Here is a 16,177-nt window from a genome sequence, read left to right on the forward strand (position 1 = left end):
TGCTAATAGTATCATCAAAATTGAATAGGAATTGAAATGTAAAAGAATATTGATCTTATTTTAATTGTCTTTTCCCTCTGATGCGATCTGATATTATTTTGAAAAAATAAAAAAGTGGATTGCATTTTTTTTGAATAGCACTCCATTTTTTGTACAAAGCTAAGTTGTTTTGGCTTATTTCCTCAAAATTGATTGGGCAGTTTCTTTTGGCATTTTTTGCAAAGACTCTAAATTTTAAATAATTGCGAAAATATGTTTTTGTTAATTGATTGATATCTTTATAGGTAGTTGGTTGTTGTTTTTCTAGAATATAGTTTGAAAGATTAATATGTCTTTGGGTGAGATTTTTTTTAATATTTTTTTTACCACCAATTTGTTGTTCCGAATGGATTCGGTATGAGATTAGATTTTCAGGGATGTAATTTAGTTTATTTCGAAAACCAATGTTAAGTGCAATCCATTCATCGTGATGGTATTTTTTGAGTTCTGGAAAAGGCAAGATGAAATCTTTAGCTTCTTTTTTGAAGCAAAGCGTTGCACCAGTAACCATATTTCTTTTAGAACTCATTAATTTAAATAAATCAATTGGTTTTTCTAATTGATTTTCAATAAAAAAAACGGCATCCCAGAGTGTGTGGTTGTAAATTGTTTCATTTTCGTTAATTATATCACCATTAGTAAAAACGCCCTCTAAAGATGGATTTGCTGAGAAATACTGGATGATTTTTTCTACTTTATTTTCTTTCCAAATATCATCTTGATCGCTCAAAAAAATATAATCGCCTGTACAGATTGTAATTGCTTTTTCAAAATTTTTTGTGCTTCCTAGGTTTATTTGGTTTTTGTATAAAAATATTTTACCAGGTTTTTTCAATTGAAATTGTTCTAGGATAGCTATCGTTTTGTCATTAGATCCGTCATCACAAATAACTATTTCGTCAACTTCCATAGATTGATTTAGAATACTTTCGAGTTGTTTTTGAATGTATTTTTCACCATTATAAGTACATAAAGCTACAGATAGTTTCATAATTAATTTTGCGTTGTGATCAGATGATAAATGGGGTTAATAGGCTAATGTGTTGTTTGTTTTACAATTGATACTGTAATGAAAGCTGAAATTGGGTATTGTATTTGTTAACTTCAAATTGGTATTGAAAATTTCTTAATTGAGAGAAATTCAATTTTGCTTGTATTCCTAAATTACCAATTTTCTTATAGGCATAAGTGTTTAGTCTAGCATCAACCCATTTATGATCGTAAAAGTCGTAGGCGTCATAATAAAAATCAAGGTTATGAGCATATCTTTCTAATTGAACACCCCAAACGAAATCTTTTTCCCAAACACTAACATCTAATGTTTGTAAATTACCACCTGGACCAATTCCAGCGCCTAAAACTTCTCCGCGGTTTGTATATCCGTGCAAAATGCTTCCATGCATGTACCATGCGCCAGCTGGTCTAACGATACGATCTGCAGTTTGTTCTAAATGTGTGGTTTCAAAACCTACTTTTAGATATTTGTTTTTGTATTTATTGAGCATGAATAATTTGTTGAATCCAAAAAGGTAAGCTCTAGAATGCTCTGGCGAATCGTACAAATCCCAAATGGTTGAGGAATGATCGTTCCATCCGTATTCTCCATAAAATTCAAATTTTGATTCTTTCATCACCCATCTAAAAAACAGTGAAGCCAATTGATCTCTATCTTTAGAATCTTCTTCTGGGAGGTGCTTTTTTTGGAAAGGATCAAAGATTGGAAAATAATCGGTAAATTCATGCCCCATATCTTCTCGATAGGTTTGTATGGTTCTGTTTAGCCCCAAAAATAAGCCTGGAACCCATTTTGGCTGGTAATTTATAGAAAGACCATTGATGTAACGCCAATCGGTAGATTTAGGGATTTCGTAGTCTATACCATCAATTATGAATTGTGATTTTGGACTTGTAAACCCTGATCCTTCTAGTTTACCTGAGATAATTTGCCCTTCAAAACTTCCTAAAAAAGTTTCGATTGGTTTGTTAGTTTTTAATGTGGCATGTAAAAACCCTGATGCTGTGTTGCTCATAAGTAATGAGTTGCGAACACCTGGTCCCCACCATAAATTTTCTGTCGAAACCCCAATTGAAAATTTTTTAATATTAAGCATGATGTTACTTTGCCCCCATAGTACTTTGCTATAGGATTGATCTCCAAAAGGAGCTGGTAAATCTGTGTGGTTTAAGTAAAATGCGTTGCGAATTCGTGCCGAATTAGATTCTGTCAAGGGAAAAAGATCATAATCAAGATTTGAGGCATAAACCAGTTCTGGCTTTAATTGAATACTTAAAATCCCGTGCTTAAAATAACCTCCAGCACTCAAATAGCTTTGGTATCCTTTGGTAGGAACCATCGCCCCGTCATTCCAATCATATGGTCTAAAAGTATTGTATTGCTGAATAAAAGTTATAGGGAGTACTTTTATTATTGTTTTTTTGTATTGCTCCTCGGTAGCTTGTGTACTATCAATAAGCTTTAAATCTAATGGTCTTAATGTATAAGATATAAGTGGGTTTGAATTGCCTAATAATTGTTCGTTTCTACTTCTTTGTTCTATCATATCAATAGATCCAACGGGTATGTTTTGTGCTTTTAATGATAATCCAGAAATTAAAAGAATTAAAATAGAGAAATGTACTTTCATGAATGTTTTTTTGTAAGTAATAAGGGGTATTTAGGATGCAAATATAATTATTTAAAATAGTTAATCCTGATTTAGAATTTTATGTAACCATTTTTTAATACTGTATTCTTCTACGATATGATTTGGAATCTTTTCGTAATCTGTATTGAAAAAAGTTAAAGGAATTATGGGGTTTTTCTCGTCTATGATTAAAATGTTGTTAGGGTTATAGAAATTATAATTTTGAATGTCTTTATTCGTGGTAATTAGTTTTTTTTCTAAACCGATACTTTCAAAAACTCTAAAAGTAAGTCCGTTTTGTTTATCTCTGTTGATGTCCAGTAAGACTTTGGCGTTTTGCAAATGCTCCCATACTTTGTTTAACGGAATAGGTTTAGAGGTGTATTCTAAGTTAGGATCCTGTTTTCTGTTTTTTTTATCATATATAACGATTTTATAACCGATATTATTTTCTTTTAAAGTTCGAGCTATTTTAGAAAGCAGTGATGTTCTTTTGTCTCTCGAACTGATATTGTAAAGATGTAACTGGTTTTTATTTGAATTGCTCGAATCCATCGGATAAATCCAGTTGGTAATAAAGTTTAAGTTGTATTTTTCGCAATCTTTTTTTTCAAACGAATAAACTTTGTCAAAGGCGTGAATAACCTTGCTTATTTTAGGACATCGTTCTGTACTGTCATTAAAAAAAGCAATAGATTTACGGCCAAATTTTTTAAATTCTAGTATAGAATCCGAATCAATAAAATCTCCTTTTATGGTTAAAATTAGATCTTGGAATTCATTGTTTTGGCTTAATTTGTTGAGTATTTCTTTGCCGTAATAAACTCCTTTGATGTTTTTTTTGAAGATTGTTTTCGAAATAAAGTTGTATATTTTGGATGATAAGTTGGTGTATTGATGTTTAAAGGCAAAGAGGTTAATATGACAAACAGTATGACCATTTTCTTCCAGTACATTTTTGAGATGCTCGTTTAATCCCCAGTTGTCATAACTTATTATCGTAATTTGCATAAAATGAATTTTGATATTCAAATTGCTACTTTAAAAAATCAACTTTCAATTTGATTAAAGTTTGAAAAAAAACTACCGAACAGTTTTTTAAAGTGCAGCTATAGTTTTATAATGGTTTGTTTTGTTTTTAGAGATTTACTTATAGGTGCTCCGTTGATTAATAAAAGAAAAAGAGTCCAGTTTTTAGGTTTGGTGATACTGCTAAAAAAATACTTTACTATCAGATGTAACAAGATAATTTTATGTCCGAAGAATCCATAGTATTTTCGAATAACATATAGCAGCGATATCTTTAATTCTTTCTTTATTGCAATCGATCTTTGTTCTGTGCTAGCTCCATGCAAATGAATGAATTTAGCTTCTGGAATTAAAAACGCATTTTTGTTGTTTCTTAGCAATCTTAGGCATAAATCTGTTTCTTCATAATAAAGAAAAATATTGGTGTCAAAACCTCCAATTTCATTAAAATCAGAAGCTCTTAAAAACATAAAACTTCCTTGAACAAATCCAACTTGAATAGGTTCTGTGTATTCTTTTTTTCTTTTTGGATATTTTTTGGGGTTAATAGACTCTAGAAAAAAGCGTCCAATGATTTCTTTTACAGGAGATGTAAAATGATCAAAGGATATTATTTGTTTTCCATTTTCATTATAGGCTTGACCTCCTGCAATTCCAATATTTTGGTTATGGTCTAAAGCATTTTTAAGAATCGATAAACAATCATTCAATAATACGGTATCATTATTTATGAAAGCATAATATTTTGCATTAGCATATTGAATACCATTCATATTTCCACCTCCAAAACCAGTGTTGATATTGCTTCTATGTAATTCTAGATTTGGTAAAGAGTGAGTATCACAATAGTTTTTTAGATGTAAATAATCTTCTTTTGCAGAACAATTATCGGTTATGATAATTTGATAGTTTAATTCTTTGGAGTTTTTTTGAATTATAGATTCTATACAATTTATAGTGTGTTTACTTGAATTGTAATTGATAAGAATTATAGCTATGTCAAACATATTGCAAATATTGGGTTGTTTTTGGATAAGGGTTTTTATTGGTCTAATTTTAAATTTTGATTAAGACCTAAAAAAGCCTTGAAGACTTTTTTTGTCTAATTGTATTTTGAAGTAATCAAAGTATAATTAGGAGAAATTTATAATTTGTCTTTTGGGCGAAATTACACAAAATATTTGAAGTTTAGGAAGCGATTCTTACTTTTGTAATCTAATATTTTTTCGATGAACTATATAGTATCACCTTCTTTTAAATCCATGAAAGATAAAATTTTACTTTCAATTTCTGATTTTAAAATCACAGGAAAACTGTTTGGTGATGGTAAAAGAAACATCATAAAATTGTTTGAAATTGAAGGATTGACCATGAATGTCAAATCATTTAAAATTCCTAATTTAATCAATAAGATTGCTTACCGATATTTTAGAAAATCAAAAGCCAGACGTTCTTTTGAGTACGCTACGATTTTATTAGAAAGAGGAATTGGTACTCCTATGCCCATTGCTTATCTCGAAAATTACAGTTGGTTAGGGCTAAAAGATAGTTATTATGCTAGCGAACATCTTCAGTGTGATTTGACTTATAGAGAGTTGGTCGAAATTCCGACTTATCCAGATCATGAAAATATTTTGCGACAGTTTACTCGTTTTTCCTATTCATTGCACCAAAAAGGGATCGAATTCAAAGATCATTCACCAGGAAATACTTTGATCAAATGCAATAGCGAAGGGGAGTATGATTTCTTTTTGGTGGATTTAAATCGAATGAGTTTTCACGAATCGATGTCGTTTAATCTACGTATGAAAAATCTTTGCCGATTGACTCCTGTAAAAGAAATGGTAGCGATAATGAGTAATGAATATGCTAAAATTTCTGGTGAATCAGAGGAGTTAATTTTTAATACCCTTTGGCAATATACTTCAGATTTTCAAGAAAAATTCTACAGAAAGAAACGATTAAAAAAACAACTTAAGTTTTGGAAGAAATAATTGTGTTTTCTTTCCAGAGCCTTCTTAATTCGTTGTAACGAACTGCTATAGAATAAGCGTTTAGGTAACAAATAATAATTCCTTTCTTGCCGTCAAGAATACCTAATCGAATGATATAATTGTATATAAAATTATAAATTGGATGCAAAATTTGAAGTAAATAGAAAGGTTTTGTTTTTTTTGCAAATTTTTCCTGAGCTTTGAATTTACCGTAAAAAATAATTTTGTCTTTGTAATCCTGATAAGATGCGTAAGAATGATGAATCAGTTTGTTTTTTAATGAACCAATTTTTCCATTAACAATTAGTTTTTCATGTACTAAGCGTTTTTCATCATATCGAGCAAGATTTTTATTGAAAAGCCTGAAAATTTTATCGGTTTGGTTACCACTATATTTAAGAATTTTATCCTGAAACATGAATGTTCTTTCAAAATAATAAGCGGAATAAATAGGGTTGTTTTGGAATGTTTCTAGTATTTCTTGTTTTAATTCGGGTGTTAGTACCTCGTCAGCATCTAAGAATAATATCCAGTCGTTTTTGGCTTGGGAGATAGCAAAATTTCTTTGAGCCGAAAAATTTTCAAATTCATGTTGTATAAAAGTTACTTTAGAAAAAGATTTAGCAATAGTTTCTGTTTCATCAGTGCTGTATGAATCAACAATAATTATTTCATCAGCAAAATCAAGGTTTGACAGTAAACTTTTTAAATGCTTTTCTTCATTTAAAGTTATGATTAAAACCGAAATTTTTATCCAATTGCCATCGGTCATAGTTTTTGATAATTTATAGATCGATTGCTCAACCATGTTTGCTTTTTGATCACGTCAACATAATAAATCAGTAGATTTTTCAGGATGTATCTGTTGGTTTTTAATTTTTGATTTGTAAACCAAAAGAGACTTATGACCGAAAGTGTGCTTTTTTCAATAAGTGTAAATAGTATAAGAAAAAAATGTGCTGGTATTTTTGACAATGACTTAAAATTATTGCTGATATAAACATGTTTCGAAATGAGTACTTCGGTTTTGCAAATGTGCATAGTTTTAAAATCATTTCGTGTAGAACCTCCGTGTTCATGGTGAATTGTAGTATTGCGGGTTACGGCAATTTTCATATTCTTTAAACTAATTTTTTTGCAAATTTCGACATCTTCATAATACAGCCAATAATCTTCATTCCATCCGTTTACTTGTTTTAATAAATCTTGACTCATGTAAATTACTGCTCCCGAAACCCAATCCGGATAAAAAACAGTTTCTTTTGTGTCAAAATGGGTACTTGTCTTTCTATATATATGTCGGCTTATACCAAATAGATGGAATAATGATGGGAAAATGTTTTTTTGATTGTAAAAATGATTATTCTTATTCCTTTGAAGACACGATAGAATTCCTATTTCGGGCTGGGTATTGTAGGTTGAGTACAAGACTTCAAGTGTGTTTGATGCGATTGTGGTGTCTGGATTTAAAAATAATAAATATTTTCCTTTTGCTTGTTTGACACCAAGATTACATCCGTATGCAAACCCCAAATTGCTAGCGCTTTTTATAAAAATAAAAGTGTCAAATTCTTTTTTGAAAGTCTCTAATTGATTGTCATCGGAAAAATTGTCAACAATGATTACTTCAAATTTTATATTCGAATTATTGGCTGATAGAATCGACTCCAAACATTTACGCAATGGATTCCAACTTTTATAGTTGACTATGATAATTGAAATATCCATTATCTTATTTGATTCGGTTATGGTTTGAATAGAAACTTTTAAATGCTATGATTCACCTTAAATGTTGTTGTTTATAAAGTAATCAATCTTGTCTTTAAACAATTCGGGTGCCAATAATTTATATAATTCTTTGTGGTTGTTCTTTATTTCCTTGTGGCTAATATCTACAAATAAATCAGGTCTAAAGTCTTTCAAATGAACTGAAATGTTTTTTAGGCCATCTTCAAAAGTTGCCCAAATATTTTTTTCTACAAAAGGTGAAAAAATGATAAAAGCAGGTTTGTTTAATGCTTTTGCCATATTGATTGCGCCTCCATCATTACCAATAATTAAATTACATTGATTCATGATTGCTATGAACGATCTTAAATCTTTTCCGAAAAGATCAAAACGAATTTTTTCTTTAGCTTCTAGTGAACAAGCATCATATATCAACTTAGCATCGTCAATTTGACTTTCAAAATAGTTAAAAAGTATGGTTACGTTTTCATGTTTGGCAACATATTCAACTACTTTGGTCATGTATTCTAATGGATAAGTTTTGTTTTTCTCACTTCCCAATAGGCTAATCATAATTATTTTTTTATTCGGATCGATATGGTGTTTTTCAAAAAGTGAAATGGTCTGTTTTTCTTCTTCAGGGTTTATAAATAATTTGGGGTAGGGGTCAAGAGACTCTTTCTTAAGATTTAGAGGTTCTAATAATAAAAGCCTGTTGTCAATTGCGAAACCATATTTTGGCTTTTCCGTATTTTTAAAACGCTTTAAATTATGAGTGTAGAAAAATTGAGTGTACCATTTGTAATAAGCAACTTTAATTTTAGACCCTGCAAACATTGTAATCAAATTAGTTTCCAATTTATTGTAAACATCAATTACAACATCATATTTTTTGGCTCTTATTTCAAAAATAAACTTGAATAAGGAAAAGTAATTTTTTCTAATTTTATGAGGAAGAGGAATTACGTTATCTATGTTAGAATTGCCAGTTAATACGTCAAGACTATTGGTGTAGCACATGTAATCAATTATGTGTTGTGGGTATTGTTGTTTTAAATTGTTACATATAATAGTGCTTGTCAGTACGTCGCCAATTCTTTTTTGTTGAATAACTAAAATTCTCATGTTAAATAAACTTAATTTAAATGCTAAAATACAAAGTATTTATAGATATTCGCAAAGGCAATATTTATAAATAGTATAATTATAGTTGAAAATATATATTTTTGTAGAAAAAAATAAATACCACAATGGCAATTAGCGGTTTGATTATTACTTTTAATGAGGAAAAAATGATAGGGAAGTGCATTGATGCGCTTTTTAAAGTTTGTGATGAAGTAATTATTGTCGATTCTTTGAGCAAAGATAGAACGGTTGAGATTGCAAAAGAAAAAGGAGCAATAGTAATAGAACAGTCTTTTTTAGGAGATGGGCCACAACGTTCTCATGGATTGCCCTATTGTAAAAACGATTGGATTCTTAATTTGGATGCCGATGAGTTTTTGGATGCCGATGCTGAACAATTTATTCTCAAAGGGGAATATTTAAAAGGAAACTATGATGCTTTTAGTTTTAGGGTAAAAAACTTTTTGGGTGATAAATTAATTGATTTTGCGGGTTGGTATCCAGATCATAAAGTTCGTTTTTTTAATAAAAAAACAGCCAGACCTTCAGATGCCAAAGTACATCAAACTATTGTGACTACGAATGAAAAGAAAGTTTCTGTACACTTGTTACACTATGGTTGGGAATCGTTGGAGCAGATCATTGCAAAGAAAAATCAATATTCGAGTTGGCATGCTCAACAGCTTTATGATGAAGGTTTTAGGATTACTTGGTTCAAACCCATCCTTAACGGAACCGTTGCATTTGTAAGATGTTATTTTTTTAAAAAAGGTTTTTTAAATGGTCTCGATGGATTGACTATTTCAATGATTCAAGCTTTTTTCTCCTATACAAAATATGCTAAACTGATTAAAATTCAAAAAAAGAAATAACACATTTTTCTTGAAAATAAAAAAGGTCTTAATTTTTTAATTAAGACCTTTCTCTTTATAAGTAATCGATTAAACTGCTACGTCGTATTCTCTCAACGCATTATTCAATGAAGTTTTCAAATCAGTAGATGGTTTACGAGTTCCAATAATTAAGGCACATGGAACTTGGAATTCGCCAGCAGCAAATTTTTTAGTATAACTACCTGGGATTACAACCGAACGAGCAGGAACAAAACCTTTCATTTCTACAGGCTCATCACCAGTTACGTCAATAATTTTAGTTGAAGCAGTTAAGCAAACATTTGCTCCAAGAACCGCTTCTTTTCCTACGTGAACACCTTCTACAACAATACAACGAGACCCTACAAATACACCATCTTCAATGATAACAGGGGCTGCTTGTAATGGCTCAAGAACTCCACCAATACCAACACCTCCACTTAAGTGTACGTCTTTACCAATTTGCGCACAACTACCAACAGTTGCCCAAGTATCAACCATTGTTCCAGCATCAACATAAGCACCAATATTTACATAACTTGGCATCATGATTACACCACTAGAAATAAAAGAACCGTAACGAGCAGAAGCACCAGGGACTACACGAACTCCTTTGGCAGCATAATCTTTTTTCAACAACATTTTGTCGTTGTATTCGAAGATTCCAGCTTCCCAAGTTTCCATTTTTTGAATAGGGAAGTACATTACAACTGCTTTCTTAACCCATTCGTTTACTTGCCATCCGTCACCTTTTGGTTCGGCAACACGTAATTTTCCTGAGTCTAATAATTCTATAACTTCTCTGATAGCATCAGTAGTTTTTACTTCTTGTAGTAAAGCTCTGTTTTCCCAAGCTTGTTCTATAATTGATTGTAATTCGCTCATTTTTTTAAAATTTTTAGCAAAGATAAATGGTTTTTTTATGAAAACAATATTGTGTTATATAAACTAACATTTTTACTTTTTTTGTTTCAAAAAGGAGAAAATAATTTAAGGATCTAAGTTTTTATGAATATTAGTAGTAACAATTTCTTATGTATCTTTGTTCTAATTATAATTTAAATAAATGCCTAGAATTCTCTCCATAGATTACGGACAAAAACGAACAGGAATTGCTGTTACTGATGAATTACAGATTATTGCTTCGGGACTGACTACCATTCCATCAGCCACCACAATTGATTTTTTGAAAGATTATTTTGCTAAAGAAAATGTTGAAGCAGTACTTATTGGCGAACCTAAACAAATGAACGGCGAACCCTCGCAAAGTGCTTCAATAATCAAAGGTTTTGTTACACATTTTACCAATCATTTCCCGGATATGAAAGTGATTCGGATGGACGAACGTTTTACGTCTAAAATGGCTTTTCAAACAATGATTGATAGCGGACTCAAAAAGAAGCAACGTCAAAATAAAGCACTAATTGATGAGATTTCGGCTACTATAATGCTTCAGGATTACTTGAATCAAAAATAGGTTTGTGTTTTTAACAAAATCTTTTGCAGATTTAATGAATTGTAACTCGATTTTAATTTTTTTTTGTGATTTTTAGAACTAATTTTGCAACTCCTTAAATAAAACACAAAAAAATGTCCGATACAACAATACGATCCTCTTCCGATGTAGTTTTAATTGGAGCAGGAATAATGAGCGCTACTCTTGGTTTGATTTTGAAAGAATTACAACCAGATTTAAAGATTGATATTTACGAAAGATTAGATGTCGCTGCTGCAGAAAGTTCTGACGCTTGGAATAATGCGGGGACAGGACACTCTGCTTTTTGTGAACTGAACTATACTCCAGAAGATTCGAAAGGAAAAATTAATCCCAAGAAAGCCATTAGTATTGCTGAACAATTTGAAGTTTCTAGGCAGTTTTGGGCGTATTTAGTAAAAGAAGGAAAAGTAAACACTCCTGAAGATTTTATAAAAAGTATTCCTCATATTAGTTTTGTTTGGGGTGATAAAAATGTTGAGTTTCTTAAAAACAGATTCAAAACACTACAAGCAAATCCTCTTTTTGCAGATATGATTTTTAGTACCGATGTAACAGAATTGCAAAAATGGATGCCTTTGATTATGGATGGTAGAGATCCTAACGAAAAGGTAGCGGCTACTTCTATGAAAGTTGGAACCGATGTTAATTTTGGATCTTTGACAAGAAGTATGTTTGCGTACTTATCAAAACTAGATAATGTAACAATTCATTACAGTCATGAGGTTAAAAAACTCAGACAACGTGAAGATAAGTCTTGGAGAATAAAAATTACTGATTTAGCTTCAAATCAAAAGAAAAAAGTATATACTAAATTTGTTTTCATTGGTGCAGGTGGAGGATCTTTACCACTGTTAGAAAAAGCAAATGTGCCAGAAGGAAAAGGATATGGAGGTTTCCCGGTAAGTGGCCAATGGTTGAAATGCACAAACCCAGAGGTTATAGCCAAACATCAAGCTAAAGTATATGGTAAAGCTAGTGTTGGAGCGCCACCAATGTCTGTTCCTCACGTTGATACTCGAATGATAGATGGAGAAAGAGCATTGCTTTTTGGACCATTTGCGGGATTCTCAACTCGATTCTTAAAAAACGGATCGTATTCGGATTTGCCTTTATCTATAAAACCTAATAATGTTATTCCGATGATTGTAGCGGGATACAAAAATATTCCACTTACTAAATACTTGATTCAACAAGTTCGTCAATCTCCAAAAGATAGAATGAATGCCTTGAGAGAATATGTTCCTGGTGCTAGATCTAAAGATTGGAAACTGGAAAGAGCAGGGCAACGTGTTCAAGTAATCAAAAGAGATGAAGAGTTAATTGGTAAATTAGAATTTGGTACCGAAATTATCAATACTTCCGACGGAACATTAGCTGTTCTTTTAGGCGCTTCACCAGGTGCTTCAACTGCTGTTTCTATCATGGTAGAGCTAGTAGGGAAATGTTTTCCAAAGCAGTTCAAATCCGAAGAATGGCAAAACAAAGTGAAAGCAATGATTCCTTCTTTTGGTCAAGAATTAAATAAAAATGCTGAATTATTGGCTACAGTTAGAAAAAATACTTCAGATGTTTTAAAATTGAACGAATAAGTTCTAAGGATTTAATACTCTAAACGGTTTTTAGTTTTCATTATTTTGAGACTAAAAACCGTTTTTTAGTACTCCATAGATTCCTTAAGTTTTTTAGTGTTTTTCAAAATACTTTCGGATAAACTGGTAAGCCAAATTAATTGTTCAATTACCAATTGAGCTTCTTGCATTTTTATAATAAAGGCTTCCTCATTAATGTTATCGGCTTTTTTCAGTTCGTTTGCACGAATGTTTTTTAATTCAGTAAAGCGATTGGCAATTTCTTCTTTGTATTTTTCGTCGTGTTCGAGTATTTCTTTATTTTTTAAAAGGTCTATAGATTGTTCGAGGTTTTTTAATACTTTTTCGACCACAATGGTTAATGCTTTAGACGATGGGGTTGTTTTATGCGATTGTGTATAAGTGCCTAATGATGCAGTCGATGAAAGTAACGAATGATTGAGTTCGGTTAACTTATACAATAGCTCTATGTTTTTTTGTTTGGATTTTGGTTCTTGCGACATTCTCTGGAACGAAGCCATAAGATTACCAATTTCTATAAAAGCATTTTTTCTAGCTAATCGGTATGAGGTTGGAACTTCTCCTTTTTTAGTATAAAACGTAAAAATTTCTTTGAGATAATCTCGATTTGCAATTATTGATTTCTCTAAATATTCTGGAGCTTTAATATATTCCCAAGAAGGCCATAAAAAATGATTAGCAAAGTAAGCCAAAAAGGCACCAGTAAGCGTATCGGCTACTCTAAACTGAATAACATCTAAATAATCTGTGGTCAGAATACCGTACAAACAAACGATGTACATGGTTACAAAAGTGGCGCTAACTGTGTAATTAGTTTGCGCAAAAGCAAAGCCTAGAAGCATACAAAGTACGGCCAAAATGCTTAATAAATAGGGGTCAGGCATCAAATATAAGATGCTAAAAGCAATTACTCCACCAATAATAGTTCCAATAACACGCTGAATGGAGCGTTGCTTGGTCAATCCGTAACCAGGTCTCATAATGATAATAATGGTCATTATAATCCAATATGAATTCTGAAAAGACAACAGTTTTCCAGCAATGCCCCCTAAAATTATAGCGATAGTTAATCGAAGAGAATGTTTAAATATAGTTGATGAAAAACTTAGATTTTGAATCAGCGTGCTGATAGGATAATACTGAGGTGTCAAAAACTTTTGTAAATCCCTGTCCTTTCTTTTAAATTCATATTTATTAGAAACCGATGTAAAAGCCCCTTCGATTATTTTGATTTTTTCGATTTGTTTTTCGGCATATTCAAGCATTGTTTTGAGCATCAAGACACCTTCTGCCGCATCTATTTTTCCTAATTGATTTTCGTATTCGTTAATTGAATTTTCTAATTCTGCTAAAAGTTTGAATAATTTGCGTTGCGGAATATAATTGGTTCTTTTTACAATGTTTTTAGACAATTGTTTTAGGGTAGAGGCTAAGGTGTAAGCAAGATTTTGGTAGTTAGAAAGTATTTTGGGATGATTATCAAATTTTTGGTTCAATCTATTGTGATCAAATGAAGTTGATAATGCTAATTCTAATATTTCTACCAATGATACAAAAACGATCAGCATCTTGCGGTTTTGATTAGAAGATACGGAGCTAATTTGTTTTCCAATTAAAACACTTCTAATATTTTGATGAATATCATTGAGTTCAACCTGTAAGTGTAGTTGTTTTTCGAGTATTGATTTTCTGTCGGCAGTGCTATTCCATAAATCACCTCTTAATTTTAAATATTTAGAGGTTAGTTTGATGCATTCGGCCACTTGCAATTCGGCATAACGATTGGGTCTTATGTAATAAAAAAGTAATGATGTTATAAGATAGATCATTCCACCAGTCAAAATTAATGCCGAATATTTGAGCATTTCCCATCCTGTATGCATGTGTGAAAAGGAGAGTGAAGCGGTCATTAAAGCAGAAAATGAGGTAAATGTTGCTCTTTGTCCATAGACAGAAAGCATTGCCAATACAAATATTAATATCGGAAAAAAGAAATAAAAAAAATACGGATAGGGATACGTAAGATTGATTAATAAATTTACACCTGCTATCAAAAAAGCGGTAACCAAAATTCCGTTTATTTTATGTTTCAAGCTGCTAGGAATGTCACACGGATAGGTCAAAAAAGCACCAAGCGCTATTGTAAAACCAATTTCAAATTGTCCAAAATAAGTGAGTATCAACACAGGAATTACTGAGGCTGTAGTGGCTTTTAGGGCATTAGTAAAGTAGATGCTATCGGTAAATTTTTCTATTTTGGTAATCATGCAAACGGGTTTGTAGCTAATATAAGATGTTATTGGTTACTATTGGTTTTGTAGAGGTATTTAAATTTAACAAAAATATGCTAATTATTGAAGAGAGTTAAGTCATTATCTATTTTTTTACTACTTTTGCGACCTTAATTAAAGGGAATTTTTCCTTTATTTACGCTAGTTATTAATAAATATAAGTCAAATGATATTACCAATTATAGGATATGGTGATCCTGTTTTGAGAAAAGTAGGAGAGGAGCTTACACCAGATTATCCCAATTTGAAAGAAGTTATTGCAAACATGTACGAAACCATGTATAATGCAAGTGGAGTAGGTTTAGCTGCCGAACAAGTAGGATTGTCATTGCGTTTATTTGTTATTGATACAACCCCTTTTAGCGATGACGAAGATCTAGAAGATTCAGAACAAAACAAGCTGAAAGGATTCAAAAGAACTTTTATTAATGCTAAAATAATAAAAGAAGAAGGTGAAGAATGGGCTTTTAACGAAGGTTGTTTGAGTATTCCCGATGTACGTGAAGATGTTTATAGAAAACCAACGGTAACAATTGAATATTGTGAAGAAGATTTTGTCATGAAAACCGAAGTTTTCGATGGTTTGATTGCTAGAGTTATTCAACACGAATACGATCATATTGAAGGGATTTTGTTTACCGATAAAATTTCGTCTTTGAAGAAACGTTTGATTCAGAAAAAACTAAAAAATATCACCGAAGGAAAAACATTTCAAGACTACCGAATGAAATTTTTTGCTAAAAAAGGAAGATAGTTTTTAGTAAGCAGTTGTGTCTCGATAGTTTCGAAATTAGTGTTCAGATTTTTGATTAAAAAAATAAATAAAATAATAATAAAATGAGTTTAGAGAAAATATTAGCGATTTCAGGAAAACCAGGTTTATATGTTTTAAAAGTACAAACACGTACTGGTTTTGTAGCTGAGTCATTATTAGATGGAAAAAAAATAACAGTAAGTTTGAAAAGTAATGTAAGTTTATTGTCTGAAATTTCTATTTATACTTATGAAGGTGAAAAACCTTTGGCCGAAATCATGCAAAAAATTGCAAACAAGGAAAATAAAGGTCAAACTATTTCTCACAAAGAAGATAATGCAACATTATTGGCTTATTTTAGAGAAGTATTACCAGAATATGACGAAGAAAGAGTTTATGCTTCTGATGTTAAGAAAATTGTAAGCTGGTACAACACGCTTCAAGCAAAAGGATTATTGGTAGATGAGACTCCAGCAGCTGCTACCGAAGAAACAGCTCCAGTTACTGAGGAAGTTGTTGAAGCAAAACCAAAAGCAACTGCTAAAAAAGAAAAAGCAAAGAAGGAGTAATTAGTTCTTAGTAATTAGTAAAA

Annotated in this window: 15 protein-coding genes; 6 read left to right on the plus strand and 9 right to left on the minus strand. The window is 31.3% G+C overall.

All coding sequences use genetic code 11. From position 1 onward, the window contains the following. Positions 1-55 precede the first annotated feature (55 nt). The 4 genes from ABEB18_RS08765 to ABEB18_RS08780 form a co-directional block, all read right to left on the minus strand. Positions 56-1,030 carry a glycosyltransferase family 2 protein gene (locus tag ABEB18_RS08765; RefSeq protein WP_348798898.1) on the minus strand — a complete coding sequence of 325 codons (975 nt, stop codon included), beginning with the start codon at positions 1,028-1,030 and terminating at the stop codon, positions 56-58. A 61-nt stretch (positions 1,031-1,091) separates the two neighbouring features. Beyond that, positions 1,092-2,684, minus strand: a complete 1,593-nt coding sequence (locus tag ABEB18_RS08770; RefSeq protein ID WP_348798899.1) for a capsule assembly Wzi family protein — start codon at positions 2,682-2,684, stop codon at positions 1,092-1,094. Between the two features lie 60 nt (positions 2,685-2,744). Continuing rightward, complete coding sequence (locus tag ABEB18_RS08775; protein ID WP_348798900.1) at positions 2,745-3,695, minus strand: WaaS/CpsH family glycosyltransferase; 951 nt, start codon at positions 3,693-3,695, stop codon at positions 2,745-2,747. Between the two features lie 98 nt (positions 3,696-3,793). Beyond that, positions 3,794-4,720, minus strand: coding sequence for a glycosyltransferase family 2 protein (locus ABEB18_RS08780; protein ID WP_348798902.1), 927 nt, complete (start codon positions 4,718-4,720; stop codon positions 3,794-3,796). Between the two features lie 222 nt (positions 4,721-4,942). Between ABEB18_RS08780 and ABEB18_RS08785 the strand changes: the two genes are divergently transcribed. Beyond that, positions 4,943-5,707 carry a Kdo domain containing protein gene (locus tag ABEB18_RS08785; protein ID WP_348798904.1) on the plus strand — a complete coding sequence of 255 codons (765 nt, stop codon included), beginning with the start codon at positions 4,943-4,945 and terminating at the stop codon, positions 5,705-5,707. Here the strand turns inward: ABEB18_RS08785 and ABEB18_RS08790 are convergent. Genes ABEB18_RS08790 through ABEB18_RS08800 form a run of 3 tightly spaced genes read right to left on the minus strand, consistent with a single transcriptional unit; the run spans position 5,688 to position 8,560 of the window. After that, on the minus strand, positions 5,688-6,479 hold the full coding sequence (locus tag ABEB18_RS08790; protein ID WP_348798905.1) for a glycosyltransferase family 2 protein: 792 nt from the start codon (positions 6,477-6,479) through the stop codon (positions 5,688-5,690). The two genes, ABEB18_RS08785 and ABEB18_RS08790, sit on opposite strands and share 20 nt — an antisense overlap. After that, positions 6,476-7,435: a glycosyltransferase family 2 protein gene (locus tag ABEB18_RS08795; RefSeq protein WP_348798906.1), complete on the minus strand. Its 960-nt coding sequence runs from the start codon at positions 7,433-7,435 to the stop codon at positions 6,476-6,478. Before ABEB18_RS08795 ends, ABEB18_RS08790 begins: the two co-directional genes overlap by 4 nt. A 57-nt stretch (positions 7,436-7,492) precedes the next feature. Then, entirely contained in the window at positions 7,493-8,560 is a 1,068-nt protein-coding gene (locus tag ABEB18_RS08800; RefSeq protein ID WP_348798907.1) for a glycosyltransferase family 9 protein, read from the minus strand. A gap of 125 nt (positions 8,561-8,685) precedes the next feature. On the opposite strand from ABEB18_RS08800, the gene ABEB18_RS08805 reads away from it, so the two are divergent. After that, positions 8,686-9,432, plus strand: coding sequence for a glycosyltransferase family 2 protein (locus tag ABEB18_RS08805; RefSeq protein WP_348798909.1), 747 nt, complete (start codon positions 8,686-8,688; stop codon positions 9,430-9,432). A gap of 69 nt (positions 9,433-9,501) precedes the next feature. Here the strand turns inward: ABEB18_RS08805 and ABEB18_RS08810 are convergent, their stop codons facing one another. Continuing rightward, on the minus strand, positions 9,502-10,317 hold the full coding sequence (locus ABEB18_RS08810) for a 2,3,4,5-tetrahydropyridine-2,6-dicarboxylate N-succinyltransferase (protein WP_348798910.1): 816 nt from the start codon (positions 10,315-10,317) through the stop codon (positions 9,502-9,504). Positions 10,318-10,498: 181 nt separating this feature from the next. On the opposite strand from ABEB18_RS08810, the gene ruvX reads away from it, so the two are divergent. Next, positions 10,499-10,909, plus strand: coding sequence for a Holliday junction resolvase RuvX (ruvX, locus tag ABEB18_RS08815; protein WP_348798911.1), 411 nt, complete (start codon positions 10,499-10,501; stop codon positions 10,907-10,909). 113 nt (positions 10,910-11,022) lie between these two features. Continuing rightward, positions 11,023-12,519 (plus strand): malate:quinone oxidoreductase, encoded by a 1,497-nt coding sequence (locus ABEB18_RS08820; protein WP_348798912.1) that lies wholly within the window; start codon positions 11,023-11,025, stop codon positions 12,517-12,519. Positions 12,520-12,584: 65 nt separating this feature from the next. On the opposite strand, the gene ABEB18_RS08825 is transcribed toward ABEB18_RS08820, so the two are convergent. After that, the gene (locus ABEB18_RS08825) at positions 12,585-14,807 is read right to left on the minus strand and encodes an FUSC family protein (protein WP_348798913.1); all 2,223 of its coding nucleotides are present in this window, start codon (positions 14,805-14,807) and stop codon (positions 12,585-12,587) included. Between the two features lie 190 nt (positions 14,808-14,997). Here ABEB18_RS08825 and def point away from each other — a divergent pair, with 190 nt between their 5' ends. Both def and ABEB18_RS08835 read left to right on the plus strand, forming a co-directional pair. Then, complete coding sequence (gene def, locus ABEB18_RS08830; RefSeq protein ID WP_348798914.1) at positions 14,998-15,585, plus strand: peptide deformylase; 588 nt, start codon at positions 14,998-15,000, stop codon at positions 15,583-15,585. A gap of 83 nt (positions 15,586-15,668) precedes the next feature. Continuing rightward, on the plus strand, positions 15,669-16,154 hold the full coding sequence (locus ABEB18_RS08835) for a DUF5606 family protein (protein ID WP_348798915.1): 486 nt from the start codon (positions 15,669-15,671) through the stop codon (positions 16,152-16,154). The last annotated feature ends 23 nt before the right edge of the window (positions 16,155-16,177 follow it).

It is taken from the genome of Flavobacterium adhaerens (assembly GCF_040045115.1).
GTDB classification, from domain to species: Bacteria; Bacteroidota; Bacteroidia; order Flavobacteriales; family Flavobacteriaceae; genus Flavobacterium; species Flavobacterium adhaerens.